The organism is Hymenobacter sp. 15J16-1T3B (genome assembly GCF_020711235.1).
Taxonomy (GTDB): domain Bacteria; phylum Bacteroidota; class Bacteroidia; order Cytophagales; family Hymenobacteraceae; genus Solirubrum.
The window spans coordinates 532,500-558,437 of sequence record NZ_JAJFAV010000001.1 but is presented as its reverse complement, the minus strand read 5'-3'; the positions used below and the strand labels follow the sequence as shown (position 1 = coordinate 558,437).

26 protein-coding genes are annotated in these 25,938 nt (G+C 63.1%); 15 read left to right on the top strand and 11 right to left on the bottom strand.

Annotation, left to right across the window (positions count from 1 at the left end; all coding sequences use genetic code 11):
- Positions 1 to 68: 68 nt before the first annotated feature.
- Positions 69 to 629 (top strand): RNA 2'-phosphotransferase, encoded by a 561-nt coding sequence (locus LJ737_RS02345; RefSeq protein ID WP_227762648.1) that lies wholly within the window; start codon positions 69 to 71, stop codon positions 627 to 629.
- Positions 630 to 865: 236 nt separating this feature from the next.
- Entirely contained in the window at positions 866 to 2,590 is a 1,725-nt protein-coding gene (recJ, locus tag LJ737_RS02340) for a single-stranded-DNA-specific exonuclease RecJ (protein ID WP_227762646.1), read from the top strand.
- Positions 2,591 to 2,690: 100 nt separating this feature from the next.
- Here recJ and LJ737_RS02335 read toward each other — a convergent pair whose 3' ends face one another.
- Entirely contained in the window at positions 2,691 to 3,104 is a 414-nt protein-coding gene (locus LJ737_RS02335; RefSeq protein WP_227762644.1) for a DoxX family protein, read from the bottom strand.
- Between the two features lie 151 nt (positions 3,105 to 3,255).
- On the opposite strand from LJ737_RS02335, the gene LJ737_RS02330 reads away from it, so the two are divergent.
- Positions 3,256 to 5,121, top strand: a complete 1,866-nt coding sequence (locus tag LJ737_RS02330; protein ID WP_227762642.1) for a M61 family metallopeptidase — start codon at positions 3,256 to 3,258, stop codon at positions 5,119 to 5,121.
- A 62-nt stretch (positions 5,122 to 5,183) separates the two neighbouring features.
- On the opposite strand, the gene LJ737_RS02325 is transcribed toward LJ737_RS02330, so the two are convergent.
- The gene (locus tag LJ737_RS02325) at positions 5,184 to 5,699 is read right to left on the bottom strand and encodes a hypothetical protein (RefSeq protein WP_227762640.1); all 516 of its coding nucleotides are present in this window, start codon (positions 5,697 to 5,699) and stop codon (positions 5,184 to 5,186) included.
- Between the two features lie 146 nt (positions 5,700 to 5,845).
- On the opposite strand from LJ737_RS02325, the gene lptB reads away from it, so the two are divergent.
- From lptB to LJ737_RS02305, 4 genes are all read left to right on the top strand, one after another.
- Positions 5,846 to 6,577, top strand: coding sequence for an LPS export ABC transporter ATP-binding protein (gene lptB, locus LJ737_RS02320; protein WP_227762950.1), 732 nt, complete (start codon positions 5,846 to 5,848; stop codon positions 6,575 to 6,577).
- 253 nt (positions 6,578 to 6,830) lie between these two features.
- Positions 6,831 to 8,330, top strand: coding sequence for a GH3 auxin-responsive promoter family protein (locus LJ737_RS02315; RefSeq protein WP_227762949.1), 1,500 nt, complete (start codon positions 6,831 to 6,833; stop codon positions 8,328 to 8,330).
- A gap of 48 nt (positions 8,331 to 8,378) precedes the next feature.
- A complete protein-coding gene (locus LJ737_RS02310; RefSeq protein WP_227762639.1) occupies positions 8,379 to 8,834 on the top strand; it encodes a toxin-antitoxin system YwqK family antitoxin in 456 nt (151 codons plus the stop codon).
- A gap of 226 nt (positions 8,835 to 9,060) precedes the next feature.
- Positions 9,061 to 9,288, top strand: coding sequence for a hypothetical protein (locus LJ737_RS02305; RefSeq protein ID WP_227762638.1), 228 nt, complete (start codon positions 9,061 to 9,063; stop codon positions 9,286 to 9,288).
- Between the two features lie 57 nt (positions 9,289 to 9,345).
- On the opposite strand, the gene LJ737_RS02300 is transcribed toward LJ737_RS02305, so the two are convergent.
- The 4 genes from LJ737_RS02300 to LJ737_RS02285 form a co-directional block, all read right to left on the bottom strand.
- Positions 9,346 to 10,128: a TIGR00266 family protein gene (locus LJ737_RS02300; RefSeq protein WP_227762637.1), complete on the bottom strand. Its 783-nt coding sequence runs from the start codon at positions 10,126 to 10,128 to the stop codon at positions 9,346 to 9,348.
- 130 nt (positions 10,129 to 10,258) lie between these two features.
- Positions 10,259 to 10,630 (bottom strand): hypothetical protein, encoded by a 372-nt coding sequence (locus tag LJ737_RS02295; protein WP_227762635.1) that lies wholly within the window; start codon positions 10,628 to 10,630, stop codon positions 10,259 to 10,261.
- Positions 10,631 to 10,844: 214 nt separating this feature from the next.
- Positions 10,845 to 12,401: a glutamate--tRNA ligase gene (gene gltX / locus LJ737_RS02290; protein WP_227762634.1), complete on the bottom strand. Its 1,557-nt coding sequence runs from the start codon at positions 12,399 to 12,401 to the stop codon at positions 10,845 to 10,847.
- 150 nt (positions 12,402 to 12,551) lie between these two features.
- On the bottom strand, positions 12,552 to 12,938 hold the full coding sequence (locus tag LJ737_RS02285; RefSeq protein ID WP_227762633.1) for a RidA family protein: 387 nt from the start codon (positions 12,936 to 12,938) through the stop codon (positions 12,552 to 12,554).
- A 56-nt stretch (positions 12,939 to 12,994) separates the two neighbouring features.
- Here LJ737_RS02285 and LJ737_RS02280 point away from each other — a divergent pair, with 56 nt between their 5' ends.
- On the top strand, positions 12,995 to 13,681 hold the full coding sequence (locus LJ737_RS02280; RefSeq protein ID WP_227762632.1) for a 3-hydroxyacyl-CoA dehydrogenase: 687 nt from the start codon (positions 12,995 to 12,997) through the stop codon (positions 13,679 to 13,681).
- Between the two features lie 67 nt (positions 13,682 to 13,748).
- Here LJ737_RS02280 and glmS read toward each other — a convergent pair whose 3' ends face one another.
- From glmS to LJ737_RS02265, 3 genes are all read right to left on the bottom strand, one after another.
- The gene (gene glmS, locus LJ737_RS02275; protein ID WP_227762630.1) at positions 13,749 to 15,584 is read right to left on the bottom strand and encodes a glutamine--fructose-6-phosphate transaminase (isomerizing); all 1,836 of its coding nucleotides are present in this window, start codon (positions 15,582 to 15,584) and stop codon (positions 13,749 to 13,751) included.
- Positions 15,585 to 15,666: 82 nt separating this feature from the next.
- The gene (locus LJ737_RS02270; protein WP_227762628.1) at positions 15,667 to 17,094 is read right to left on the bottom strand and encodes a DUF4270 family protein; all 1,428 of its coding nucleotides are present in this window, start codon (positions 17,092 to 17,094) and stop codon (positions 15,667 to 15,669) included.
- 22 nt (positions 17,095 to 17,116) lie between these two features.
- Positions 17,117 to 17,929, bottom strand: a complete 813-nt coding sequence (locus LJ737_RS02265) for a glycogen/starch synthase (RefSeq protein ID WP_227762626.1) — start codon at positions 17,927 to 17,929, stop codon at positions 17,117 to 17,119.
- Between the two features lie 117 nt (positions 17,930 to 18,046).
- Here LJ737_RS02265 and panC point away from each other — a divergent pair, with 117 nt between their 5' ends.
- The 7 genes from panC (at position 18,047) to LJ737_RS02230 (ending at position 24,261) form a co-directional block, all read left to right on the top strand.
- On the top strand, positions 18,047 to 18,901 hold the full coding sequence (gene panC, locus LJ737_RS02260) for a pantoate--beta-alanine ligase (protein ID WP_227762625.1): 855 nt from the start codon (positions 18,047 to 18,049) through the stop codon (positions 18,899 to 18,901).
- A gap of 148 nt (positions 18,902 to 19,049) precedes the next feature.
- A complete protein-coding gene (panD, locus tag LJ737_RS02255; RefSeq protein WP_227762622.1) occupies positions 19,050 to 19,397 on the top strand; it encodes an aspartate 1-decarboxylase in 348 nt (115 codons plus the stop codon).
- Positions 19,398 to 19,472: 75 nt separating this feature from the next.
- Positions 19,473 to 20,540 (top strand): lysylphosphatidylglycerol synthase transmembrane domain-containing protein, encoded by a 1,068-nt coding sequence (locus LJ737_RS02250; RefSeq protein ID WP_227762621.1) that lies wholly within the window; start codon positions 19,473 to 19,475, stop codon positions 20,538 to 20,540.
- Positions 20,530 to 21,027 carry a D-glycero-beta-D-manno-heptose 1-phosphate adenylyltransferase gene (gene rfaE2, locus LJ737_RS02245; protein WP_227762620.1) on the top strand — a complete coding sequence of 166 codons (498 nt, stop codon included), beginning with the start codon at positions 20,530 to 20,532 and terminating at the stop codon, positions 21,025 to 21,027. Before LJ737_RS02250 ends, rfaE2 begins: the two co-directional genes overlap by 11 nt.
- 81 nt (positions 21,028 to 21,108) lie before the next feature.
- Complete coding sequence (locus LJ737_RS02240) at positions 21,109 to 21,798, top strand: zinc metallopeptidase (RefSeq protein ID WP_410779940.1); 690 nt, start codon at positions 21,109 to 21,111, stop codon at positions 21,796 to 21,798.
- 242 nt (positions 21,799 to 22,040) lie between these two features.
- Entirely contained in the window at positions 22,041 to 23,180 is a 1,140-nt protein-coding gene (locus tag LJ737_RS02235; RefSeq protein ID WP_227762618.1) for an acyl-CoA dehydrogenase, read from the top strand.
- Positions 23,181 to 23,337: 157 nt separating this feature from the next.
- Complete coding sequence (locus LJ737_RS02230; protein WP_227762617.1) at positions 23,338 to 24,261, top strand: helix-turn-helix domain-containing protein; 924 nt, start codon at positions 23,338 to 23,340, stop codon at positions 24,259 to 24,261.
- Between the two features lie 192 nt (positions 24,262 to 24,453).
- Here the strand turns inward: LJ737_RS02230 and LJ737_RS02225 are convergent, their stop codons facing one another.
- Together LJ737_RS02225 and LJ737_RS02220 are read right to left on the bottom strand one after the other, a co-directional pair.
- Complete coding sequence (locus LJ737_RS02225; RefSeq protein ID WP_227762615.1) at positions 24,454 to 25,227, bottom strand: phosphoglycerol geranylgeranyltransferase; 774 nt, start codon at positions 25,225 to 25,227, stop codon at positions 24,454 to 24,456.
- Complete coding sequence (locus LJ737_RS02220; RefSeq protein WP_227762613.1) at positions 25,202 to 25,933, bottom strand: hypothetical protein; 732 nt, start codon at positions 25,931 to 25,933, stop codon at positions 25,202 to 25,204. The genes LJ737_RS02225 and LJ737_RS02220 overlap by 26 nt, the downstream gene beginning before the upstream one ends.
- Positions 25,934 to 25,938 lie beyond the last annotated feature (5 nt).

Genomic DNA, 25,938 nt, shown 5'->3' with positions numbered 1-25,938 from the left:
CGCGGGCCAGAATGCGGCCGGCGCAAGCTTACCTTACGGTATTTTCGCCTACGTAATCCGCTCCCGTTATGGCTACTTCCGCCGCCCCCGACCCGCTGCGCCGCCTCAGCAAGTTCCTCTCCCTGGTCTTGCGCCACGAGCCCCAGTCCATTGGCCTCGCCCTCGACGCGGCCGGCTGGGCCGACGTAGACGACCTGCTCCACCGCCTCAACCAGCACGGCCACGCCGTCGACCGCGCCCTGCTCGACAAGCTCGTGGCCGACAGCGACAAACAGCGCTTCGCCCTCAGCCCCGACGGCCGGCGCATCCGCGCCAACCAGGGCCACTCGGTGCAGGTAGAGTTGGGCTATACTCCAGAGACGCCGCCCGAGCAGCTGTTTCACGGCACGGCCACCCGCCACCTGGCCAGCATCCGCACCGAAGGGCTGCGCCGCGGCGAGCGGCACCACGTGCACCTCTCGCCCGACGCCGACACGGCCCGCCGCGTGGGCCAGCGCCACGGCAGCCCCGTGGTGCTGACGGTGCTGGCCGGCGAGATGCACCGGCACGGCCACCAGTTCTTCCGGTCCGACAACGGCGTGTGGCTGACTGAAAGCGTGCCGCCGCAGTTTCTGCAAGAGCCAGCGTGAGTGGCGCTTACCCGAAAAACACAAACATCAACGCCAGCGCCAAGATAAATACCAGGTACATCAGCCCATCGGAGAGGATGTACTGCCGGTAACGGCGGTAAAAGTCGCGGAGGCGCTGCATGATAGGAGGGAGGCGGTGCGGGCCCAAAGGTACGCAGACGGGGGCGCCAATGCGTGCTGGGCAGTGGAATCCCAAGGTTTTCTTCTTACTTTTGAAGATAACGCCGTCCCCACCCATGCTGAAACGTTGGATTCGTAAGCCCGCGCCCGACCCGGAACAGGTCCGCCACCTTTCCGAGGCCTTGCGCGTCAACGAAGCCATTATCAGCCTGCTGTGCCAGCGCGGCATCTGCACCTACGACGAGGCTAAGTCCTACTTCCGCCCCGACCTGGCGGAGCTGCCCGACCCCATGCTCATGCGCGACATGGACAAGGCCGTGCAGCGCCTCACCGACGCGCTGTTCCACGAGGAAAAAGTGCTGGTGTACGGCGACTACGACGTGGACGGCACCACCTCCGTGGCCCTGGTGTACTCGTACCTGCGCACCCTTTTCGGCCCGGCCCGCATTGATTACTACATCCCGGACCGCTACGTGGAGGGCTACGGCATTTCCACCCAGGGCATCGACTGGGCGGCCAAAAACGGCTTTAAGCTCATCGTGGCGCTGGACTGCGGGGTGAAATCGGTCGACAAAATCACCTACGCCGTGCAGCAGGGCGTGGACTTCATCGTGTGTGACCACCACTTGCCGGGCGAAGAGCTGCCGCCCGCCGTGGCCGTGCTCGACCCCAAGCGCCCCGACTGCCCGTACCCCTACAAGGAGCTGTCGGGCTGCGGCGTGGGCTTTAAGCTCATGCAGGCGCTCTGCCAAAGCCAGGGCTTCGACGAGCAGCCGCTGCTGGAACTGCTGGACCTCTTGGCCGTCAGCATTGCGGCCGACATCGTGCCCATCACCGGCGAAAACCGCCTGCTGATGTACCACGGCCTGCGCCGCCTCAATGACCCGACCATCGAGACGCGGCCGGGCCTGTACGCGCTGCGGCAGCTGGCCGGCCTGCGCGAAGGGCCGCTGAACGTGAGCAGCCTGGTGTTCGGCTTTGCGCCGCGCATCAATGCCGCCGGCCGCCTCGGCGACGCCAAACGCTCGGTGGCCATGCTGCTCTCCGAAACCGCCGAGCAGGCCCTGGCCACCGCCTCAGTGGTCGACCAGACCAACACCGAGCGCCGCGGCTTCGACACGCGCATCACCGAAGAGGCGCTGCAGATGATCGAGACGGACGAGCTGCTGCGCAATTCCCGCTCCACGGTGCTCTTCAAGCAGGACTGGCACAAGGGCGTCATCGGCATCGTGGCCTCGCGCTGCCTCGACAAGTACTACCGGCCCACCGTCATCCTCACCGAGTCGAACGGCAAAGCCACCGGCTCGGCCCGCTCGGTGGTGGGTTTCGATGTGCACCAGGCCATTCTGGAGTGCTCCGACCTGCTGGAGCAGTTCGGCGGGCATATGTACGCGGCCGGCCTCACGCTGCCGCTGGAAAACGTACCCGAGTTCCGCCGCCGCTTCGAAGCCGTCGTGTCGTCGCGCCTCACCGACGAGCAGATGATTCCGCCCGTCGACATCGACCTGCCCTTGCGCCTGCGCGAGGTGACGTGGAGCTTCTACAACCTGCTGCACCAGATGGAGCCCTTCGGCCCGGGCAACAGCAGCCCGGTGTTTGAGTCGGAGCAGGTGTACGCGGTGCCCGGCTCGGCCAAAATCGTGGGCAACTCCCACCTCAAGCTCACCCTGATGCAGGAAGATTCGGCGCCCATCGAGGCCATTGGCTTCGGGCTGGCCGAGCATTTTCAGCGCATCAGCCAGGGCCAGCCGTTCAGCGTGTGCTACAACATCGACGTGAACGAGTGGCGGGGGCAGAAGTCCCTGCAACTGCGCCTGAAGGACATCGGCTGGGGCGAGTAAACCAGCCGCGCCGTAGCGCGAAGGTCGGCTTCGGGCAGCGTGGCTGACGAATGAGCAGCCCAAACGGCTAGTATTCAGCAATACGCGCCGCTTCGGCCGGCTACCGGCGGCTGGCCCGGTGGCGCCAGGCGTCGAGGCTCCAGGGGCCGGGGCCGGCGGCGGCTAAGTACAGGAAGATAAAGCAGAAGAGCACGGCTCCTTCGCCGCCGTTCTGAATCGGCAACGGGGCCTGCGGAAAGTGCGCTTTGAAGTAGGCCACGGCCATTTCGCCGGCCAGCAGCAAGGCCACCGGCCGCGTGACGAGGCCCAGCAGGAGCAGCAGGCCGCCGGCCAACTCCAGGATGCCGGCAAAGCCCATCAGCGAGGCCAGCTCCACAGGGCCGTGCCCGCCGGCCGGGAAATCGAAGAGCTTCTGGGTGCCGTGCAGCAGGAAGAGGAAGCCGGCCACGACGCGCAGCACGCTGAGCAGGCGCGGCGCCCAGGCAACAAGGGGCGAATTATCGAAACGGGCCATGACGAAGCGAGGTTGGTTGGAGCTACCTGCTACGGGGCAGCCGGCGCGGGTGTTGGTAGCCGCGCAGTCGGGCCGATGCAGCAGCTTGGGCAGTTTGTGCGTTATTAGCCCGCCGCGGGGGCTACTTTCGCCGCCGCTCATCCGTCCGCTTATGACACGTTCCCTATTCGGCGCCGGCCTCGGCGCGCTGCTATCCTTCTCGGTTCAGGCCCAAACGCCGCCCGCCGGCACCTACCGCATCAGCGTCAGCACCCAGCCGGCGGCCGCCTCCGATCAGCTGCGCATCGTGGTGAATACCCCGCCGGTGCGCGAGGAGCAGGTGACCTACGTGATGCCGAGCGTGGTGCCCGGTTCGTACTCCAAAAAGGACTACGGCCGCTTTGTGCAGGACTTCGTGGCCTACGACGACAAAGGCAAGAAGCTGAAAGTGAAGCGCGAGGGACAAAACCTCTTCGTCATCGACAAGGCCCAGAAGCTGCGGCGCCTGGAGTACCACGTCGACGACACCTGGGACGCCAAGCAGGACGACAGCTACATCTTCCAGCCCGGCGGCACCAACTTCGACGCCTCGCCCCAGCACCCCAACTACGTGCTCAACCACTACGGCCTCTACGGCTACCTCGAAGGCTACAAGATGCTGCCCTACGAGGTGAAGGTGCAGCACGCCCCCGAGCTGTACGCCGCCACCGGCCTGCCCGCCCGCCGCGGCAGCACCGAGGACACCTTCACGGCCGACTCCTACGTGACTCTGGCCGACGGCCCCATTCTCTACGCCAAGCCCGACACCACCAGCTTTGTGGCCGGCGGGGCGCGCATCGGCGTGGCGGTGGTATCGGAGAAGGGCAAGGTGAAGGCCCAGCAGATTGCCGAAACCATGCGGCCCATGGCCGAGGCGCTGGGGCAGTTTTTCGGGCAGATGCCGGTGCCGCGCTACCAGTTTCTGATGTACTTCCCCGATTACCAGACCTCTACGGTGGTCAACCGGCAGACCGGCGGCTTCGGGGCCATGGAGCACTCCTACTCCTCGCTGTACTTTTTGCCCGAGCGCGACGACCCGACGGCGCTGAACGGGATGGTGCGCGAGGTGGCCTCGCACGAGTTTCTGCACATGCTGGCCCCGCTCAATATCCACTCCCGCGAAATCGGCGAATTTGACTTCCGCGACCCGAAAATGTCGCAGCACCTCTGGCTGTACGAGGGCGTGACGGAGTACTTCGCCCACCTCGTGCAGGTGCAGGCGGGCCTGACCACGGAGGAACAGTTTCGCAAGACCATGCGCGAAAAGGTGCAGGACGCCAGCAAGTACCCCGCGGGCGTGTCGTTCACCGAAATGAGCCGGCGCATCCTCGAAAAGCCCTACGACGACATGTATGAGAACGTGTACAAGAAGGGCGCCCTCATCGGCTTGCTGCTCGACATCCGCATTCAGGAGCTGACCAAAGGCCAAAAAAGCCTGCGCGACGTGCTGCTCGCCCTGCGCCAGAAGTACGGCCCCACCCGCTCCTTCGAGGACGCGCAGCTCATTCCGGAAATCGTGGCCCTCACGCACCCGCAAGTGCAGGAATTTTTCGACCGGTACGTGGTGGGCACCGAAGCCCTGCCCCTGCAGGAATACCTAAGCAAAATCGGCTGGAACTACGCCGACCGCGCCCCGGCCAAGGTCAAGGCGTTCGGGCAGATCGGCTTCGCCTTCGACGACAAAAAGCAGGAGTTCAAGGCCGTGAACGTGAAGCCCCCGACCAACGCCTTCGGCCTGCAGCCCGGCGACGTCATCGTGGCCGTCGACGGGCGGCCCGTCACCATGCAAAACGCCGAGCAGCTGCTGCGCCCCCTGGTCGACGAGCCCAACTCCGACGCGGCCGTGCGCCTGACCGTGCGCCGCGGCACCGCCACCACCGAAATCGAGGGCAAGCCGCAGGTCTACGACGTGGAAATTCCGTTTTACCTGGAGCCCAGCGCCACCCCGACGCCCGAACAACTGGTCTTGCGCCGGCAGGTGCTCGGCAAGCGGGGCTGATAACGACGGCGGCCGGCTCCCCACTGGGAAGCCGGCCGCCGTCGTAAAAGGCTGTTGGGGAGTTACAACTTGGTCGGGGCGGTGAGCAGGAACTGTTCCCGGCCCCACTGCACGTACCCCTCGCTGGTGAGCAGGCCCTGCCGGGCGCGGCCCATGACGAGGTTGATGCCCGAGGCGCGCACCACCCGCGACACGCGCACGAAGGTCGTCTGGTGGTTGGTGCGGGTTTCTTCGAGCACTTTTTGCCCGTCGAGGTAGCCCAGGTACCGCTCACGCACCACACCGGTGGCCAGCGTGCGCGTGACGTGTTTCCAGGCCTTTTCGCGCTTGGTCGATACCACGCCGGCGTTAAGCGAATTTGGGTTGGTGCTTTTCTTCAGGTAGTAGCCGTGCACCACCCGGCGGCGCTTGCCCAGGCGGTGCACCGTCACGTCAAACCGGGCGGCCTGCTGCTCGATGGTCTGGCGGTAAGTGTTGGCGCGCAGCAGCACTGAGTCGCGGGCTTGGGTGGCGCGGGCTACGTCGGTAACGGCTTGGGCCTGAGTTAGCCGCGGCAGCAGGCTGAGGACGGCGGCCACAGCAGTGAGTGAAAAAATACGGTGGACGGACATAAAAGTGTTGGGCATGTAGTGCAAAAATGGCGTTTAATAGCGTTGCAAGCCCATTATTCGTGCCAACTCGACCGTTTCCCCTGCCGCGGGCGAGAATGTTAACTTTGCCCCCCATGATTCTGCGCGCCGAACACCTCGTTAAGAAATACAAGCAACGCACCGTCGTCAACGACATGAGCCTGCACGTGGAGCAGGGCGAAATCGTGGGCTTGCTCGGGCCCAACGGCGCGGGCAAAACCACCTCGTTCTACATGACGGTGGGCATGGTGAAACCCAACGAAGGCCGCATTTTCCTCGACGACGAGGACATTACCTCCCTGCCCATTTACCAGCGCGCCCGCCGCGGCATCGGCTACTTGGCCCAGGAAGCGTCGGTGTTCCGCGACCTGACGGTGGAGGAAAACATCCTCTCGGTGCTGGAAATGACCAAGCTGCCCAAGCAGGCCCAGCGCGACAAGGTGGAAGAACTACTCACCGAGTTCAGCCTCAACCACGTGCGCAAAAACCTCGGCCGGGTGCTGTCGGGCGGGGAGCGGCGCCGCACCGAAATTGCCCGCGCCCTGGCCGTCGACCCCAAATTCGTGCTCCTCGACGAGCCTTTCGCCGGCGTCGACCCCATTGCCGTTGAGGAAATCCAGGGCATTGTGGCCAAGCTCAAGCACAAAAACATCGGCATCCTCATCACCGACCACAACGTGAACGAGACGCTCAGCATCGTCGACCGGGCCTACCTGCTCTTCGAGGGCAAGCTGCTTAAGGCCGGCACCGCCGAAGAGCTGGCCGCCGACGAGATGGTGCGCCGCGTGTACCTGGGCAAGCACTTCGAGCTGAAGCGCAAAATCTAGCTCTTGGCCTGCCGCGGATTTTGGGGGTTGCGGAGCCGGCCGGTTCGGGCGCGTACTGCCGTTGCCGCCCGCCAACCGGGCGGCCCGGAGCCGTGGCGGGGAAAGTGGTAATTTGCCCCGAGCGGCTGCGCAGTAGCCCGACAGCCGCTCCATACGTATGCGACACCGGCGCCCGGCGCCCATCGTTCACCACCTCCGGCTAATCCGGAACAACTCGTCGTAATCCGTGGTCATTGATACCCTGCTCACCTGGATGGTCAAGCCCCGCCTCGCCCGGCTGGAGCGCATCCGCACCGAGCCCCACGCCGTGCAGGCCGAGCTGCTGCAGGAGCTGCTGCGCACCGCCCGCCACACCGACTGGGGCCGGCTCTACGGCTACGCCGACGACCTCTCGCCCCGCGAGCTGGCCCAGCGCGTGCCTGTGAGCAGCTACGAGCAGCTGTACCCCTGGATTGAGCGCACCCTGCGCGGCGAGGACGACGTGCTCTGGCCCGGCCGCGTGCAGTGGTTTGCCAAGAGCAGCGGCACCACCAACGCCCGCAGCAAGTACATTCCCGTCACGGCCGCCTCGCTGGAAGACTGCCACTACCGCGCCGGCCGCGACATGGTGGCCGTGGCCCAGACGCTTTACCCCGACGCGGGCGTGCTGCGCGGCAAAACCCTGGCCCTCGGCGGCTCGCTCGGGCCCAACACCTTCCGCCCCGACGACCCCGCTTCCCACATCGGCGACGTGTCGGCCATCATCATGCACAACCTGCCGGTGTGGGCCGAGTCGCGGCGCACGCCGCCGCTGGAGCTGGCGCTGCTGGGCGAGTGGGAGGAAAAGCTGGAGCGCATGGCCCGGCACGTGCTCACCGAAAACGTGGCCTGCCTGGCTGGCGTGCCCACCTGGATGATCGTGCTGCTGCGGCGCGTGTCGGAGCTGGCCGGGGGCGTGCCCGTGACGGAAGTCTGGCCGAACCTGCGCCTGTTTATGCACGGCGCCGTGGCTTTCGGGCCCTACCGGGAGCTGTTTCGCCAGCTCATCCCCGATGAGCGCATGCGCTACCTCGAAATCTACAACGCTTCCGAGGGCTACCTCGCCTTTCAGGACGAACCCGACTCCCAGGACCTGCTGCTGCTGCTCGACCACGGCATCTATTACGAGTTTATGCCGGTGGAAGAAATCGGGCGGGAGCACCCGCGCACCCTCACCCTGGAGCAGGTCGAAATAGGGCCGATTTACGCGCTGGTTATCAGCACCAACGCCGGCCTCTGGCGCTACCAGATTGGCGACACGGTGCGCTTTACCTCGCTGGCGCCCTACCGCATCCGCATTGCGGGCCGCACCAAGCACTTCCTGAATGCTTTCGGGGAGGAAGTGGTGGTGGAAAACGCCGAAGCCGCTGTGGCCGCTGCCTGCGCCGCCACCGGCGCGCTGGTGCGCGACTACACCGCCGCCCCGGTGTACTTCGGCAGCGGGGCCCAGTCGCGCGGCGGGCACCAGTGGCTAATCGAATTCACCCAGCCGCCCAAGGACGAGGCTGAGTTCGGGCAGGTGCTCGACGCGACGTTGCGCCAGCTCAACTCCGACTACGACGCCAAGCGCTACCGCGACCTGGCCCTGCAGCCCCCGGTGCTGACGGTGGCCGCGGCCGGCACGTTTGAGCAGTGGCTGGCCCGCCGCGGCAAGTTGGGCGGGCAGCACAAAGTCCCGCGCCTGAGCAATTCCCGGGAGCTGATAGAAGAGCTGCTCGGAACGGCTGGGGAATGATCAACTAAATTCTTAGTTTAAGGGCAGACATCATCGTTGAGCCCTTTCATGCGTCTGCTATTATTGGCATTAAGTGGTGTGTTGCTGGCGGCTGCTTGCACCACCGTTCGGCCACCAATTGGGTTTTGGTCGCGTAACCGGGTGCGGGTCGACGGTTCCCGTCAGGGGCCTTGGCGCACCTACTACGACCAGGCCGATACGCGCCTGGCCACCCGCGGCCACTACCGCCGCGACCATCCCACGGGGCACTGGCGCTACTACCGGCCCGAAGGCGTGCTTGACCATACCGAGCGTTACCACCGCCGGGGCCGCATCAGCATCCGCTACTACCGGCCCAATGGGCAATTGGCCCGCCAGGGTCAGGCGCGGGTAGTGGTCGAGCCGGATACCGTGCGCTTTTACTGGTACGGCCTCTGGCAGCTCTACGACAGCACCGGCAAAGCCAGCAATTGGGAGCTGTACGATAAGGGCTGGCGGGCCGCGCGTGGCGTAGGGCCCCGTTAACAAGCGCGCAGCTGAGTAGCGGGCCGAAATACCGCGTTGTAGTGAGTCACGGGCTGACGCAGCCGGCTATTTTCAGCCTCTGCATTAATCCTGGATTAAATCGACTTATTGCCCAATCCTTCAAATAAAATGCATCGGAAGGGATGAAAATTGTCCCATGTCATTGGATAAATCATGGTAAAATTTATATATTAGTGCATCTCATCATTCAACCCACCCGTTCGCTTTGCCCACCCTTACTGTCTCTGAAGCTGCTTCGAAGCCGTACGTTTCGCGTCGCAAGCGGCCCCGCCGTCGTCAGGGCGTAAAAGATTTGCTCAGCACTCGTTCCGTTTTGGGATTGTTGGGGCTGCTAGTGCTGGCGCTGCTTATCAGCCTCGGCATCATTGCCGCGCAGCTCGGCCCGGGCCAATCTGACGAAGAAACCACCGCCGTGGTGGCCGATTCCCTCTAATACAATCAACCGCCGGCGGCACCCCGCGGGGCGCCGCCGGCGCGTTGCCAGCCGCGGCTATTCGTCGAGAATGTTGCCGACGAAGTTGCCAAGGACGCTGCCGCTTTCCTTGCGGGCGTTGGCTCCGTTGGGCATCAGGGCCTGAATCAGCTTCTTCACCGGCATCGACTGCAGCCACACGCGGCCCGTGCCGCGCAGGGTGGCCAGCATCAGCCCCTCACCCCCAAAAATCATCGACTTGAGGTTGCCGGCGCGGGCCACGCTAAAGTCAATGCTGGGCTCAAAAGCCACCACGCAGCCGGTATCTACCCGCAGCACTTCGTTGTGCAGCTGCCGCTCGATAACGGTACCGCCGGCGTGAATAAACGCTTTACCGTCGCCGGTAAGCTTCTGCAGGATAAATCCTTCGCCGCCGAAGAAGCCCGAGCCCAGGCGTTGGTTGAAGTGAATGGAGAGCTTGGTACCCCGCGCTGCGGCCAAGAAGCCGTCTTTCTGCACGATCAGGCCCTGCGGCATGGTGCGCAAATCCAGCGGCATAATGGTGCCGGGGTAGGGCGCTGAGAAGCCCACGTGCGCCTTGCCGTGCCGACCGGCGTGGGTGAAGTGCGTCATGAACAGCGACTCGCCGGTAATCAGGCGCGTGCCGGCCTGCATGAGCTTGCCAAAAAAGCCCTGATCGGGCTCGGAGCCGTCGCCCATACGGGTGTCCCAGGCAATGGCTTCTTCCATGTAGACCATGGTGCCGGCTTCGGCAATGACGGATTCGCCGGGGTCCAGCTCAATTTCCAACACTTGGATATCGTGGCCCAGAATGCGGTAGTCAACGTCGTGGGAATTCATGCGGGTAGAAGGAATTGGTGACGGTGGCAAGTATAGCGAAGTCGGTAGTAAAAACGCCGCCGGCCGGGCTTTCCGCGCAGGAAAACCCGGCCGGCGGCGTTTGCCGAAGCCTGCGGGCGGCTAAGCCGGCTTATTCGTCGGTGTCCGGGGCCAGGGGCTCCTCGTCGGCTTTCTTGGGTTTCTTGGCTTCGCGGGAGCTGCGGCGCATAAAGTCCTCGTCGGACTCCTCGGGCTCCTCGGCGCGGCCGTCTTCCACCGGGAAGTCCTCGTCGTCCTCGACGGCGGCATCTTCGGCGGCTTTCTCCCCGAACTGCCCGTCGCGGTTCACCAGCTTCTTGTCGCGCACGTGGCGGTTCAAAAACTCGTTGATCTGCTCGATGCTGTACGAGGAGGTGATTTCGCCCAGCGGGTTCACCTTGATTTCAAAGCCTTCCAGCTCTTTGTGGACCTTAGGCTTTTTGTCGGGGTCCTGCTGCTTCTTTTTGACGGGTTTCTTGGCCATGATGCATCGTGGCTAAAGGTGGGTGGTGCACCGGCCGGCGGGCTCTTCTGGGCTGCCGACGCGCTGCACAGCTTCCCAACTACGCAAGCGGCCGCACTACGGATGCATCCGCAGGTAGCTGCCAGCTCGGCGGCCGGTTATGGCTCGTCCTTAAACGCAACCGCCCGGTAGCGAAGGCCACCGGGCGGTTGCGTTTCAATCTGAGCAGGGTTGCTTAGCCGGCGTGAGCCGCCAGCGCAGTCACGGCTGCTTGCAGCCGCGCCGCCGTTTCCTGCGGGCCCAGAATGCTCATGATGTGCATCAGGTCGGGGCCGGCGCCGGAGCCCGTCACGGCCATGCGCAGGGCCTGCAGCACCTGGCCCAGCTTCATGCCCTGGCCTTCGACTACCTGCGTGAGCAGGGCCTTGAGGCCGTCGGGCGTGGTGTCCGGGGCAGCGGGCAGCGCCTCGGCAAAGGCCGTGAAGGCGGCCGCTACCTGGGCATTCCACTTCTTGCTGACGATTTGTTCGTCGTAGCTCGTCGGGCGCTCGAAAAACAAACGGGCTTCGCGGGCCAAATCGGCCGGAAAGGTGGCGCGCTCTTTCACCAGGCCGGCAATCTGCTCGGCCTTCTCGGCCGGCAGCTCGGCGGCTATGCCCTGAGCTTGCAGCGCGTCGGTGAGGTACTTGGCCAGTTCGGCGTCGGGCTTGGCGCGCAGGTACTGCTCGTTGTACCAGCGCACTTTGTTTTGGTCGAAGCGGGCCGGCGACTTGCTCACGCGCTCAATCGAGAAGGCCTCGATGAGCTCGTCCATTGAGAAGATTTCCTGCGTAGTACCCGGGTTCCAACCCAGGAAGGCCAGGAAGTTCACGAAGGCCTCGGGCAGGTAGCCCGATTCGCGGTAGCCGCTGCTCACCGTCGGCTCGCCGGTTTCGGCGTCTTTGCCGTGGAATTCGAGCGGGAACACCGGGAAACCGAGCTTGTCGCCGTCGCGCTTGCTCAGCTTGCCGGTGCCGTCGGGCTTGAGCAGCAGGGGCAGGTGGGCAAACTGCGGCATGGTGTCTTCCCAGCCCAGGTAGCGGTACAGCAGCACGTGCAGCGGGGCCGAGGGCAGCCACTCTTCGCCGCGAATCACGTGGGTAATTTCCATCAGGTGGTCGTCCACGATGTTGGCCAAGTGGTAGGTCGGCATGCCGTCCGACTTCATCAGCACTTTATCGTCGATGGAGGACGAATGCACCACCACCCAGCCGCGGATCAGGTCGTTGAAGCGCACTTCTTCCTTGCGCGGCACCTTCAGGCGGATGACGTAAGGCGCGCCGCTTTCCAGCAGCTGCTTTACCTCCTCTTCCGGCAAGGTCAGCGAATTGCGCATCTGGGTGCGCGTGATGCTGTTGTACTGCGGGCTGGTGACCTTGGCGGCCGTCAGACGGGCGCGCATGGCGTCCAGCTCCTCGGGCGTATCGAAGGCGTAGTAGGCATAGCCGTCCTTGATGAGCTGGTCGGCGTACTGGCGGTACATGGGTTTCCGCTCGCTTTGGCGGTAGGGCGCGTGCGGGCCGCCTTGCTCGATGCCTTCGTCAATCTCGATGCCGCACCAGCGCAGCGAGTCCATGATGTACTGCTCGGCGCCGGGCACGAAGCGGTTCTGGTCGGTGTCTTCGATGCGCAGCAGCATCTTGCCGCCCAGCTTGCGGGCCAGCAGGTAATTGTAGAGCGCAGTGCGCACGCCGCCGATGTGCAGCGGCCCGGTCGGACTGGGCGCAAAACGCACCCGAACTTCTCTTTCCATACGAAACGACAATTTCGGGCCCCGGCTAACTGCCCGGGCCCAAACGCGGCGCAAAGGTACGAATACGCAAATGGCGAAGTGGTGAAAGGTGAATTTGTGAAGTGACGTTCTGGCATTTCACAATTTCACCTTTCACCACTTCGCCCTTGGCTACTTGACAGCTATGCAGGAAATTTCTACCAGCACGTCCTTGGGTAGGCGGGCTACTTCCACGGTTTCGCGGGCGGGGTAGGGGCCCTGGCCGAAGTAGGAGCCGTAGATTTCGTTGATGGTGCCGAAGTGACCAAGGTCCTTGACGAAGATGCTGCACTTCACCACGTCCTGCAAGGTGTAGCCGCCGGCGGCCAGCACGGCCTGCACGTTGCGCATCACCTGGTGGGTTTGGGCCTGCACGTCGCCTTCGCCGATGAGCTGCCCACCCGAGGCGTCGAGGGCAATCTGGCCCGATACGTAGATGGTGTTGCCGGCCTGCACGGCCTGGCTGTAAGGCCCGATAGGGGCCGGAGCCTCGGGCGAGTTGATGATGGTGTTTGCCATGGGAAAAGGGAACGGGCCGCGCGGCCCTAATTTGCGGGCCGAACTTACCCAAAACCATGCACCTGCTCATCCTCGACGGCGCCCACCTTGCGGCCGAATTTCGCCAGAAGTTCGGTTCTGCGCATCAGTACACCTTTGTGCCCGCCGGCCCCGGCCGCCTCGTCGACGAAATCGAGGAGGCCATGCCCCTACTCGACGATGCGCTACCCACCGCCGACGTCGTGTTCGATTTTGGCAACTACGGCCCGCTCTACGAGGAAAAAGAGGGCATTGTGGCCTTCGTCGAAGCCGCCACCGAATCCCTGGCCGGCCGCTTTGGGGCCGACAAGCCCGCGTACCCGGTGTTCGGCTTCTGCGGCCTGCCCACGCTGCTCAACCGGCCCTTGCTCGAAGTCAGCGCCTACGACGCCGACGATGCCGACCAACTGGCCGATGTGTGCGCCCGCCTCGGCACCGCGCACTGCCTGGTAGCCGACCGCGTGGGCCTGTTTACGCCTCGCCTGCTGGCCCTGAGCGTCAATGAGGCTTGCTTTGCCCTGCAAGAAGGCCTTGTCAGCCCCGCGGGCGCCAGCGCGGCGCTGACGCCCGTCCTCGGCAACCTGCTGGCCCAAGCCAATGCCGTAGGCGTTGCCCGCCTGCACGACGTGCTCAGCATGCTGTGGGACGACACTCACGACCCGCGCTACCACATTTGCCCCCTGCTCAAGCGCCTGGCCCTGCGCGGTGAGTCATTTGACTTGTAGAGGCAAAACCGCAACAAAAAAGCCGCTTCGGAGAACCGAAGCGGCTTTTGCATTTTAAGCCCGGAGCTTACTCCACCGTTACCGACTTAGCCAGGTTGCGGGGCTGGTCCACGTTGCAGCCGCGGAGCACGGCAATGTGGTATGAGAGCAACTGCAGCGGAATCACCGACACCAGCGGGGTCAGGGCCTCCGAGGTATGGGGCACTTCCACCACGAATTCGGCCATCGGCGGGATGGTCGTGTCGCCCTCGCTCACCACGGCGATGATGCGACCCTTGCGGGCTTTCACCTCCTGGATGTTCGACACGATCTTTTCGTAGGAGCTGTCGCGGGTGGCAATAACGACCACCGGCATGTTCTCGTCAATCAGCGCGATGGGGCCGTGCTTCATCTCAGCCGCGGGGTAGCCCTCGGCGTGGATGTAGCTGATTTCCTTGAGCTTCAGCGCGCCTTCCAGGGCTACCGGGAAGTTGTAGCCGCGGCCCAGGTATAGGAAGTTGGTGGCGTCCTTGAAGATTTCCGAAATCTGGCGAATCTCGGTGTCCAGCTCCAGCGCCTTTTCCACTTTCTGCGGAATGGTGTACAGCTCCATCATCAGCTCGCGCAGCTTTTGGTCGGAGAGCGTGCCGCGGCGGTGGCCCACAATCATGGCCAGCAGCGTCAGCACCGTCACCTGGGCCGTGAAGGCCTTGGTCGAGGCTACGCCAATTTCCGGGCCGGCGTGGGTGTACGCACCCGCGTCGGTGGCGCGGGCAATGCTCGAACCCACCACGTTGCAGATGCCGAAAATGGTAGCGCCCTTGCTCTTAGCCAGTTCGATGGCAGCCAGGGTGTCGGCCGTCTCACCCGACTGCGAAATGGCAATAACGATGTCGCGCTCCGACAGCACCGGGTTGCGGTAGCGGAACTCCGAGGCGTACTCCACTTCCACCGGGATGCGCGCTAGATCCTCCAGCAGGTACTCGGCCACCAGGCCGGCGTGCCAGGAGGTGCCGCAGGCCACGATGATGATGCGCTGCGCGTTCAAGAACTTCTGCTCAAAGGCACGCACGCCGCCCATGTTCAGGTGCGAAGCTTCCAGCTCCAGGCGGCCGCGCATCGAATCCAGAATCGACTTCGGCTGCTCGAAGATTTCCTTCAGCATGAAGTGCTCGTAGCCGCCCTTCTCGATGCTGTCGAGCTCCAGCTCCAGCTTCTGAATGTAGGGCGTCTGCTGTACGTCTTCCTTGGTGCGGATGTCGAGCTTCCCGTCGCGGATGACGGCAATTTCGTAGTCGTTTACATACACGACCTCGTTGGTGTACTCAATGATGGGCGTCGCGTCCGAGGCCAGGAAAAACTCCTCCTGCCCAACGCCGATAACCAGCGGCGAACCTTTGCGAGCGGCAATCAGCTGCCCGGGGTTGTCCTTGCTCAGCACCACGATGGCGTAGGCGCCCACCACCTCGTGCAGGGCCAGGCGCACGGCCTCTTCCAGCGAGCAGTTGTTCTGCTTCTGGATTTCCTCGATCAGGTTCACGAACACCTCCGTATCGGTGTCGGAGTGGAACTCGTGGCCTTGGTGCTGCAGGTGCTGCTTCAGGGCGGCGTAGTTCTCGATGATGCCGTTGTGGATGATGGCAATGCGCTCCGAGGTGGAGTAGTGCGGGTGCGCGTTGACGTCGTTCGGCTCGCCGTGGGTGGCCCAACGGGTGTGGCCCATGCCGATGTGCGCGTGCACGTTTTTGTCGGCAATAAACGACTCCAAATCGGCTACTTTACCTTTCTTCTTGAAGACGTTCAGTTCGCCGTTGAGCAGCGCAATGCCGGCCGAGTCGTACCCGCGGTACTCCAGGCGGTGCAGGCCTTTCAAAATGATGGGACAAGCCTCACGGTGTCCGATGTAAGCTACTATTCCGCACATACGGGGTCAGGAAAGTAAAAAGTCAGGGGAAATGGAAAGTCCGGCCCGAGGCAAAGCTCGGGCCAGACTGCAAAAGTAAGGGCTAGCGCGCCGTCGTCTTCGAGTAGTATACGCGCAGCTTGATATTTGGCGCATCGATTGCCGCGCGGTCCAGCGTCAGCTCTCCGCCAGAACGCCGGCGCGTGGGCGAGAGCAGCAGCGCCGTCGGGGCCGGCGCGGGCAGCTGGCCTTTGGCGTAGGCCTGCACGTAGCCGGTCAGCAAGGTACGGTAGTACTTGGTGGTGGCGTTGGCCTCAACCAGTGACAATGCCTGCGGAAGGTTGGCCGTCGGCACGAGGTAGCCTTCCTGCTGCACCAAACGGTCATACTGAAGCAAGCCGTTGTTGTAGAGCAGAATGCGGTTGTTGTCGTTGTTGGCCTCGTAGAGGTACAGCTGCGCGGGTGCGCTAAACTGCGCCGTGCTGTACGACTTGACCGGCACAATCAGCTCCGCCCGGTTGATGATTAGGTTGCCCTGCGCCTGTCGCGCCTTCAGCACGTCCAGGCCCGGAATGACCAGCTTGGTAGTCAGGCCGGTGCCGTCTTGGCTGTAGACCACGTCGCCGGAGGCCGTCGAAGCCACCTGCGCCCGGCCGTTGCCCTGCAGCGCGTTGAACGGCGAGCCGGGCGTGTTGAGCGTGTAGCGAATGTTGGAGAAGTAGCGCGGCGACGACGCCACTTGCAGTGGGTCGCCGAACAGGATGCGGTACACCTTGCGCTTGTTCACGCTGGCGGTGATGGGCAAATGGTAGTACACGTACACCGACGAGAGCACCGAACGGCTAAAGCCGACGGCCGTGCCCGAGCTATTGGCTACCAGCCCGATGCCCTTCCACACCGTGCGCAGGTCCGTGTCCGTGAGCGTAACCGACGACGTCGACAGCAGCTTGGCAAACAGCTGCCGCGCCCACGTCGTCGGGTTTGCCGGATCGGCCGACAGCGGAATCCGGGCCGGCAGGTTCTGCAGGCTGTCCAGCGTGTTGATTTTGTCGCGTACGGTCCGGTTCAAGTTCACCGCCACGTTCGACGCAATGGCTGCCCCCAGCGGAATGGTGCTGGTGGAGTTGTAAGTCGTGAAGTCGTCCAGCGGCTGCTGCAGGTCGTAGAGCGTCAGGCGCATGGGCGCCGTGGTGCTGCCGTACACGCGGTCGAACCCGGCCAGTATCACCACCGAATCCAGCTTGGGATTCAGCGACGCGTACTGCGAGGGCAGCGAGTCGGTAGACGCGGCTACTTCCAAGAACGACCGGGCCTCCAGCAGGCCGCCGGTGTTGCCGTCTTGCAGCTGACCCACCAGGAAGTGGTCCTTCTGGGTGGTCGGCAGCGAATCCAGCCGAGTGGTGGACGCAGTAACCGGGAATTCCTCGAATTCGGTGTTGATGGGCGTAGTTCCCGGCAAGTCAACGCCCAGTTCGTTGGTGTCCTCGCACGAAGCGAGCGAAAACAATGCGGACGTCAACAGCAATGCCATCGACGTCCGAACGGGAAACAGCCTAGTTGGCCAATTCATTATACAGCGCGTAGTAAGAGCTCAGCAGGTTCTCATCGTCAGCCACTTGGCCGAGATTGTGGCGGGTAGCGTACTCCTGAAACAGGGCATTCAGGTTTTCGCTGAAGTCCTCGTCGGAACGCACCACGGCATCGGCGTACTCCATGCCAATCTTCACGAAGCCGGCAAAGTCGGCCGATTCCAGCGCGGCCAGCATCGAGTCATCGATGTCGAGCATCTTGGCCTTCTCGATGATGTTGCCCTCGAATTTGTGGTCAAACTCGTTGTTGTAGACCGTGAAAATCGACTTGGCGTCCTTGAAAATCGGGTCCTTCTTGTAGGTCGTTTTCAGGTACAGGGGCATCAGGCCCGTCATCCAGTCGTTGCAGTGCACGATGTCCGGCGACCAGCCGAGCTTCTTCACCGTTTCGAGCACGCCCTTGCAGAAGAAGATGGCGCGCTCGTCGTTGTCGGCGTGGAACTGGTCGTTCTTGTCGCGCAGCACCGATTTGCGGTGGAAGTAGTCCTCGTTGTCGATGAAGTACACCTGCAGCTTGGCGTTCGGAATCGACGCCACCTTGATGATCAGCGGCTTTTCATCTTCGCCCACGGCGATGTTGATGCCGGAGAGGCGCACCACCTCGTGCAGGCGGTTCTTCCGTTCGTTGATGATGCCGAAGCGGGGCACGAAAATGCGGATTTCCATCCCCATTTCCTGCATACCTTGGGGCAGGCGCCGCAGGAACTCAGCTACCCGAGTCGTTTGCAGAAACGGGTTGATTTCCGTGGCGGCGTAGAGGATTCTCAGCTTCGACATACGGGCGTAATGGAGGGGTTAGAAAAAGGGAACACCATTGGGCTGCACAAAATTAAACAATTTTGCCCGATAAATCCATTATACTCCCCCCGGAACTTCCGGGGGCGTCTCGCTGACATGGAGATACTTGAAACCGCCGACGCGTTGCAAACCCTCACCGAAACCTGGCGCCGGGAGGGCCGCCGCATTGGCTTTGTGCCCACCATGGGCGCCCTGCACGAAGGGCATTTACAGCTCGTGCGCAGCGCTGCGGCCGAAAACGACGTGGTCGTGGTTAGCATCTTCGTCAACCCGACGCAGTTCAACAACGCGGACGACTTCAAATTCTATCCCCGCACCCTCGAATCCGACGCGGAACTGCTGCAGGGCACGGGCGCCGCGGTGATTTTTGCGCCCACCGTGGAGCAGATGTACCCGCGCCCGAGCGTGGTGCGCTTCGATTTCGGGCCGCTGGAGCGGGTGATGGAAGGCGCCAAGCGCCCCGGGCACTTCAACGGGGTGGCCACGGTGGTTAGCAAGCTATTTCACCTCAGCCGCCCGCACCGGGCCTACTTCGGGCAGAAAGACTGGCAGCAGGTGGCCGTGGTGCGGCAGCTGCTGGCCGATCTGAGCTTCGACCTGGAGCTGGTCAGCTGCCCCACCATCCGGGAAGACGACGGCCTGGCCATGTCCTCGCGCAACCGGCGGCTGCGCCCGGAGGCCCGCGCCGTGGCGCCGCGCCTCTACGAGGCCCTGCAGCTCACCGCCGCGGCCCTGCACGCGGGCAGCTCGCCGGGCGAGGCCCAGCAACAAGGCGCGGAGTGGCTGCAGCAGTTTCCCGACATCGAGCTGGAGTACCTGGAAGTGGCCGACGCGCAGACCCTGCAGCCGGCCTGGGCGGGCCCCTCGGCCGAACAGCCGCTGGTGATTTGCCTGGCCGCGTGGCTCGGCGGCGTGCGCCTCATCGACAACGTGCTAGTTGGCGTGGGGTAAGCAGGTGTGAAGGCGGGGCAAAAAGAAGGGGTGGTTTACCGCTCAGGACTTGCCCGGATGCCTCTAACAACTCCTGCCCCCGTTCCCTCTTACTCTCACACCCTAACTGTGTATCTTTGCGGCCCAAAATCACCCGCTCGCTTTTCCCATGCACATCGAGGTTCTCAAATCGAAAATTCACCGCGTTAAGGTCACGCAGGCGGAGCTGCACTACGTGGGCAGCATCACCATCGACGAAGACCTGCTCGACGCGGCCAACATGGTGGAAAACGAGAAGGTGACCGTGGTCAACGTCAACAACGGGGAGCGGCTCGAAACCTACACCATCAAGGGTGAGCGGGGCTCGGGCATGATTTGCCTGAACGGGCCGGCCGCCCGCCGCGTGGCCGTGGGCGACATCATCATCGTTTTTTCCTACGCCCTCGTCGACTTTGCCGAGGCCCGGGCCCACCAACCTACCGTGATATTTCCCGACCAGCACAACCGGTTGGTCTAGTCCTCAATCCGTCATCAAGCCAACGACCCGCGTCGTTGGCTTTCTTATGCCGCCTCGCATACCAGCACCGCACTTATGGGCAAGAAACTACTGAACATCATCAAATACGCCCTGCTGCTGGCGTTTTCCGGCGCCCTGATGGTGTACGCCGTGCGCGGACAGGACCTGAGCCGCATCGGGCAGTACATGCGGGAGGCCAATTATTTCTGGATGGGGCTGACCATGATTCTGTCGGCGCTGGGCTACTTCAGCCGGGGCTACCGCTGGAAGATGCAGCTCGACGCGGCCGGGCAGAAAGCCTCCTTTTGGGAGGTGTACCACGCCATGATGGTGGGCTACCTGGCCAACTTGGTGCTGCCGCGCATGGGCGAAGTCATCCGCTGCTCGGTGCTGCGGCGCAACGGCGGCGTGCCGGTGCAAGTCGGCCTGGGCTCGGTCATCACCGAGCGCGTCATCGATGTGTTTGTGCTCTTCTGCTTGCTTGGGGCTACATTGATGCTGGATTTCAACAAGTTCTGGGCTTTTACCGTCGATAAAATCCTGGGCGGGGGCGCCACCGTCGATGCCATGTCGCGCAACCGCACCCCGCTGCTCATTGCGGCGGGCATTGCGGTGGTGTTGGGTCTGAGCGTGCTGTGGGCCCTGGTGCGCAACTTGGAGCGCCTGCGGCAGAACGCGCTGTTCAACCGCCTGTTCAATTTCCTGCGGGGCCTGCTGGCCGGCGTGTTCAGCATCCGCCGCATCGAAAACAAGTGGCTGTTTCTCTTCCACACGTTCTTCACCTGGCTGGTGTACTTCCTGATGGACTACTTGGCCTTCTTTGCCTTCCCCGAAACCTACAACTTGGGCTGGCGCGCCGGCCTGGCCGCCCTCACGTTCGGCGCCGTGGGCATGGCTGCCCCGGTATCGGGCGGCATCGGCACCTTCCACCTGCTGGTGCAGAGCATCTTGCTGGCCTTCGGCATCTCGCCCGAAGCCGGCATTGCCTACGCCCTGGTGGTGCACGGTGCCCAAACGCTGTTGGTGGTGCTCATGGGCGGCATCAGCTTCGTGGTGAGCATGCTCAAGACCGGCAAGGGCCTGCGCGGCCTCACCGAAGAACCCCTGCTGGACGAAACCGCCGTGGTAGCCGATGTGGAGTAAAGAAAAAATCCTGACCCGCGCGCAGCTGCCCGCCGTGCTCGACAGCTGGCGCCAGCAAGGGCGCCGCATCGTGTTTACCAACGGCTGCTTCGACCTGCTGCACCTCGGCCACGTCGACTACCTCGAAAAAGCCCGCGCCCTAGGCGACGCGTTGGTGGTGGGCCTGAATACCGACCAATCTGTCAGTCGCTTAAAGCCCGGCCGCCCGTTGCAGGACGAAGTGTCACGCGCGCGGGTGCTGGCCTCGCTTTTGTTTGTGGATGCCGTGGTGCTGTTCGACGAGCCGACCCCGCTGGAGCTCATTCAGCTGGTGCGGCCCGACGTGCTGGTGAAGGGCGACGATTACGCCGTCAGCGGAATCGTGGGCCACGAACTGGTGTTAGCCAACGGGGGACAGGTGCTCACCGTACCCCTGGTGACTGGCTACAGCACCACGCGCATTGTGGAGCGCGTGCGCCAAACGCTCGGCGGCTCGGCGGCCGGGTAACGGGAGAGAGGAACAGACGGTCCTTCGGCTCCCCGCTTCGGGCGCAAAGGCTCCGCTGGTTTTTACTCTCTCAACCCCATGATGATCAATCCCTTTTACTTGTTGATGATTGCGCTGACGCTGATCAGCGTGTTCATCCAATGGCGCCTCCGCAGCAAGTTTTCCCAGTACTCCCACATTGCGTTGCACTCGCAGCTCTCGGGCAAGCAAGTGGCCGAAATGATGCTGGCCGATAACAACATCCGCGACGTGCGGGTGATATCGACCGAGGGCCGGCTGTCTGACCACTACAACCCGGCTGATAAAACCGTGAACCTCAGCGACGAGGTGTACCACGGCCGCTCGGCCATGTCGGCGGCCGTGGCGGCTCACGAGTGCGGCCACGCCGTGCAGCACGCCACGGCTTACAGCATGCTGCAGTTTCGCTCGGCCATGGTGCCGGCCCTGAGCGCGGTGTCGCGCTTTATGCCCCTGCTGCTGTTGGCCGGCGTGCTGCTGCTGCGCGTGACGCCGCTGCCCTTGGGCATCGGGGTAGCGCTGTTTGCCTTTGCCACCTTCTTCAGCTTTGTCACCCTGCCCGTTGAGTTTGACGCCTCCAAGCGGGCGCTGGCTTGGATGGAGCGGCGCGGCATTGTCTCCTCGCAGGAACACGCCATTGCCAAGGACGGCCTGCGCTGGGCGGCCATGACCTACGTAGTGGCTGCTGTCAGCTCCCTGGCCACGCTGCTGTACTACGGCAGCTTCCTGCTGGGCGGCCGCCGCAACAACTAAGCCTCGCCGCCATCGAAGCGCGGACGCCCGGCCTGGCCGGGCGTTTTGCTTACCCCTCCTATCCGCGAGCGGGGCCCGAGTAGCCGGCATGCCGAAGCAGCGCGGGGCGCCGCGCATATCTTGCGGCCCCTGCCATGCATTAATCCGCGGTGTTGGTTGATAACCACCCGGCAACTAATTAATTTCGCGACACGTTTGCCAGGCTAACGAACGTTCTGCAGCCTCCCAACTCCCATTCCCACATGAACTTTCAGCTCACCGAAGAACAACTCGCCGTGCAAGCCGCGGCCCGCGATTTTGCCCAGTCCGAACTGTGGGCCGGCGTCATCGAGCGCGACGAGCACCAGAAATTCCCCACCGAGCAAGTGAAGAAAATGGGCGAGCTGGGCTTTTTGGGCATGATGGTGAGCCCCGAGTACGGCGGCGGCGGCATGGACACCGTGTCGTACGTGCTGGCCATGGAGGAAATCAGCAAGGTGGATGCCTCCTGCTCTGTTATCATGTCGGTGAACAACTCGCTGGTGTGCTGGGGCCTGGAGAAATACGGTACCGAGGAGCAGAAGCAGAAGTACCTGACCAAGCTGACTACCGGCGAAATGATCGGGGCCTTTGCCCTGTCGGAGCCCGAAGCTGGTTCGGATGCCACCTCGCAGAGCACCACCGCTGAAGACATGGGCGACTATTACCTGCTGAACGGCACCAAGAACTGGATTACCAACGGTTCCTCGGCCTCGGTGTACCTGGTCATTGCCCAGACCGACCCGGCTAAGAAGCACCGCGGCATCAACGCCATCATTGTGGAGCGCGACACGCCCGGCTTCGTGGTGGGCCCGAAGGAAAATAAGCTCGGCATCCGCGGCTCCGACACGCACTCGCTGATGTTCACCGACGTGAAGGTTCCCAAGGAAAACCGCATCGGCGAGGACGGCTTCGGCTTCAAGTTCGCCATGCAGGTGCTGGCCGGCGGCCGCATCGGTATTGCTGCGCAGGCGCTGGGCATTGCCTCAGGCGCCTACGAGCTGGCTGTGAAGTACTCCAAGGAGCGCAAAGCCTTCGGCGTGCCGATTTCGCAGCACCAAGCCATTCAGTTCAAGCTAGCCGATATGGCCACGAACATTGACGCTGCTCGCCTGTTGTGCCTGCAAGCCGCCCACGACAAGGACGCTGGCATGGACTACGCCAAATCGGGGGCCATGGCCAAGCTTTTCGCGTCGAAGGTGGCCATGGATACCGCGGTGGAAGCCGTACAGGTACACGGAGGTTACGGCTTCGTGAAAGAATTCCACGTGGAGCGCATGATGCGCGACGCTAAAATCACCCAGATTTACGAGGGAACCTCTGAGATTCAGAAAATTGTAATCTCGCGGGAAATTCTGAAGTAAACGGAATTGCCTTAAAGTCAGAAAGCTTGCACAAAACCCAGCTAAAAAATTAGCTGGGTTTTCGTTTTTGTGAATTTTTATATCTTAATTTGCATTGTCTATACGGCGGATGTGGGATAGTCCGCTGATAGTCAGCCACCCAACACTGTACCGGAATATGGAGGATTACAATAAAGTGATAGAATCCCTGGGGGTTCGTTACATCAAAGCCAAAAATCTGGTGTTGCAGCAGCCGTTCACGGTGCGCAACTACTACGATGTTGGCAACAACCTGATTCTGCTGCACAAAGGCCGCATCTCCTTCGGCGACGACGACCAAGTGGTGGAAGAAGGGGACATGCTGTTCATTCCCGGCGGCCGCGCTACCCGCGTGAGCTACGGCGAAACCGGCGGCAAGACCATCACCAACGACGACCTGATTAGCAACAAGGATAAGTTCTTCCACTCCAACGCCGACCTCGACCTGATTTCGGACGCCGACGAGAGCCACTCGTTTGTGTCGTTTGAGGCCAAGGTGTTCGACTCGGTGAACTTCTTTGCGTCGCTGGACGTGCCCGCCTTCATGATCAGCGGCAACTCCAAGCTGGCCAACCTGGTCATCAAGGTGGTGGAAGAAAGCCTGCAGGACCTGCCGGGTCGGGAGCGTCTGATTTCGATTTACACGGAGAATATTGTCGTGGAAATCATTCGCTACATCCTGAAGAACAAGATGTTTGTGGAGCAACTGGCCACGAACAGCACCTACTTCAAGGACCCGCGCCTCATCGACCTGTTCAACTACATCAAGGAGAACCTGGGCGGCGACCTGTCGAACAAGGTGCTGTCGGGTGTGGCCAACGTGTCGGAAGACTACGTGGGGCAGTACTTCAAGATGCTGACGGGCATCAACCCGCAGGACTACATCGAGTACCAGCGCATGGAACGCGCCGTGTTCCTGCTGCGCACCACCAAGAAGAGCATCCGCGACATCGGCAAAGAGGTGGGCTACAAGGACACCGCGTACTTCTGCCGCCGCTTCAAGATGATGTTCGGCATTCCGGCCGGCAAGATGCGCCGCCGCGAATCGGCTATGAACATCTAAGCATAGGCTGGCTATGCCTTCCTCCGGTTCGCGGACGCCGTGACCGGTTCCAACAACGCAACAGCCCCGGCCTGATGGTCGGGGCTGTTGCGTTGTTGGGAGGTGCCAGAAGGTTGGCTTAAGCGTCTGCTTCGTGGTCGACCACCTGTGGGCTATGGGATTTGGAGTCCGAGTAAACACGTCGGCGCCAGCCTAGTTTAGCGCCGCGCTGCGCACCGTGTTGAACGAGCGGACCACGCGGGAAACCTCCGGCAGAAAGTCAGGGTCGCGCTCAATCTGGTTGCCAACCACAATGACGTCGGCGCCGGCAGCCAGGGCCGTGTGGGCTTTTTCGGCCGTGTTCAGGCCGCCACCCACGATGATGGGCGACTCAACGGCCTGGCGCACGGCCCGGATCATGGCAGCCGATACGGGCTGCTGGGCCCCGCTGCCCCCGTCGAGGTAGGTGAGGCGCAGGCCGAGCTGCTCGCCGGCCAAGGCCGTGCAGGCGGCAATGGTGGGCTTGTCGTGGGGCAGGGGCGTGGTGCCGCTCATGTAGCTGGCGGTGGTCTGCCGGCCCGAGTCGACGAGCATGTAGCCGGTGGGCAGGATTTCGAGCTGGCTGGCGCGCAGCAACGGAGCGGCCACCACGTGCTGGCCAATGAGGAAGTCGGGGTTGCGGCCCGAAATCAGGCTGAGCAGCAAGATGGCGTCGGCCTGGGTATCGATATGCAGGCTGTTGCTGGGAAAGAGCACCACTGGTACCGCCGAGTGGGCCTTGAGCAAACGCAGAAGGGCAGCTTGGTGCTGCGACGTCACCAAGCTGCCCCCTACGAAGAAATAATCAACGGAATGCGCCTCGCTCAGCGCCAGAATGCGCCGCGTGCCGGCCTCGTCGAGGTCGTCGGGGTCGAGCAAGACGGCCAGGGACTTCTGGCCGTGCAGGCGGCGGTGGCACAGGTCATCGAGCAGGGGCGTCGGGCGCATGCGCGTCGTCGTGGTGGATGACAAAGTCGATATCCTTGGTTTCCGGCTCCGTGGCCGAAGCTGCAAGGTCCGAATTTTTGCTTACATCCATCAACTCGTTGAGCTTGCGCGTGACGAGGGCAATCAAGACGCCCGATACCTGGCCGATAATCATCTTGCCGGTGTCGGAGGCGGCAAACATCTGCACCGCGTCCCACACCACGGAGTTGCGCGGTTCGGGCTCGGGGGCGGCCCGGTACGAAGACCGGTAGCCGGCCGCCGAGGTAGGCGCCAAGCTTGAGGCCGAACCGGGCGGCGTCGAGGCATCGAAGGCCGGAAACGGGTCCGAATCGGCCGACGGAGCGGTGGCGTGGTAGACGGGTGGGGCGAGGTGGGCGCGCGGGTGCACGTCGGTGCGGCCCGAGCCAAACTCATAATCCTCGGACTGGGCTACGAGGTGGGGGCGGCGCTTGGGCTTTTTGCCCTTCACCTTGCGGCGCGGGCGGTAGTCCTCGTCGTCTTCGTCCTCGTCGCCCCGGCCGATAACCTTGCTGACGAGCCAGAAGCCGCCCAGCAGGGCCGCGCCGATGGCCACGTACTTGCCGACGCGCGAGGTTTGCTCTTTGAGGTGGTCCACGTCGCCCAGCAGGGCGCGCTCGTATTCCAGCTTCTGGCGCTCCAGAAACTCCCGTTCGTCGTCGAACAGCGGGTTGTGTAGTTCGCTCATCGCGC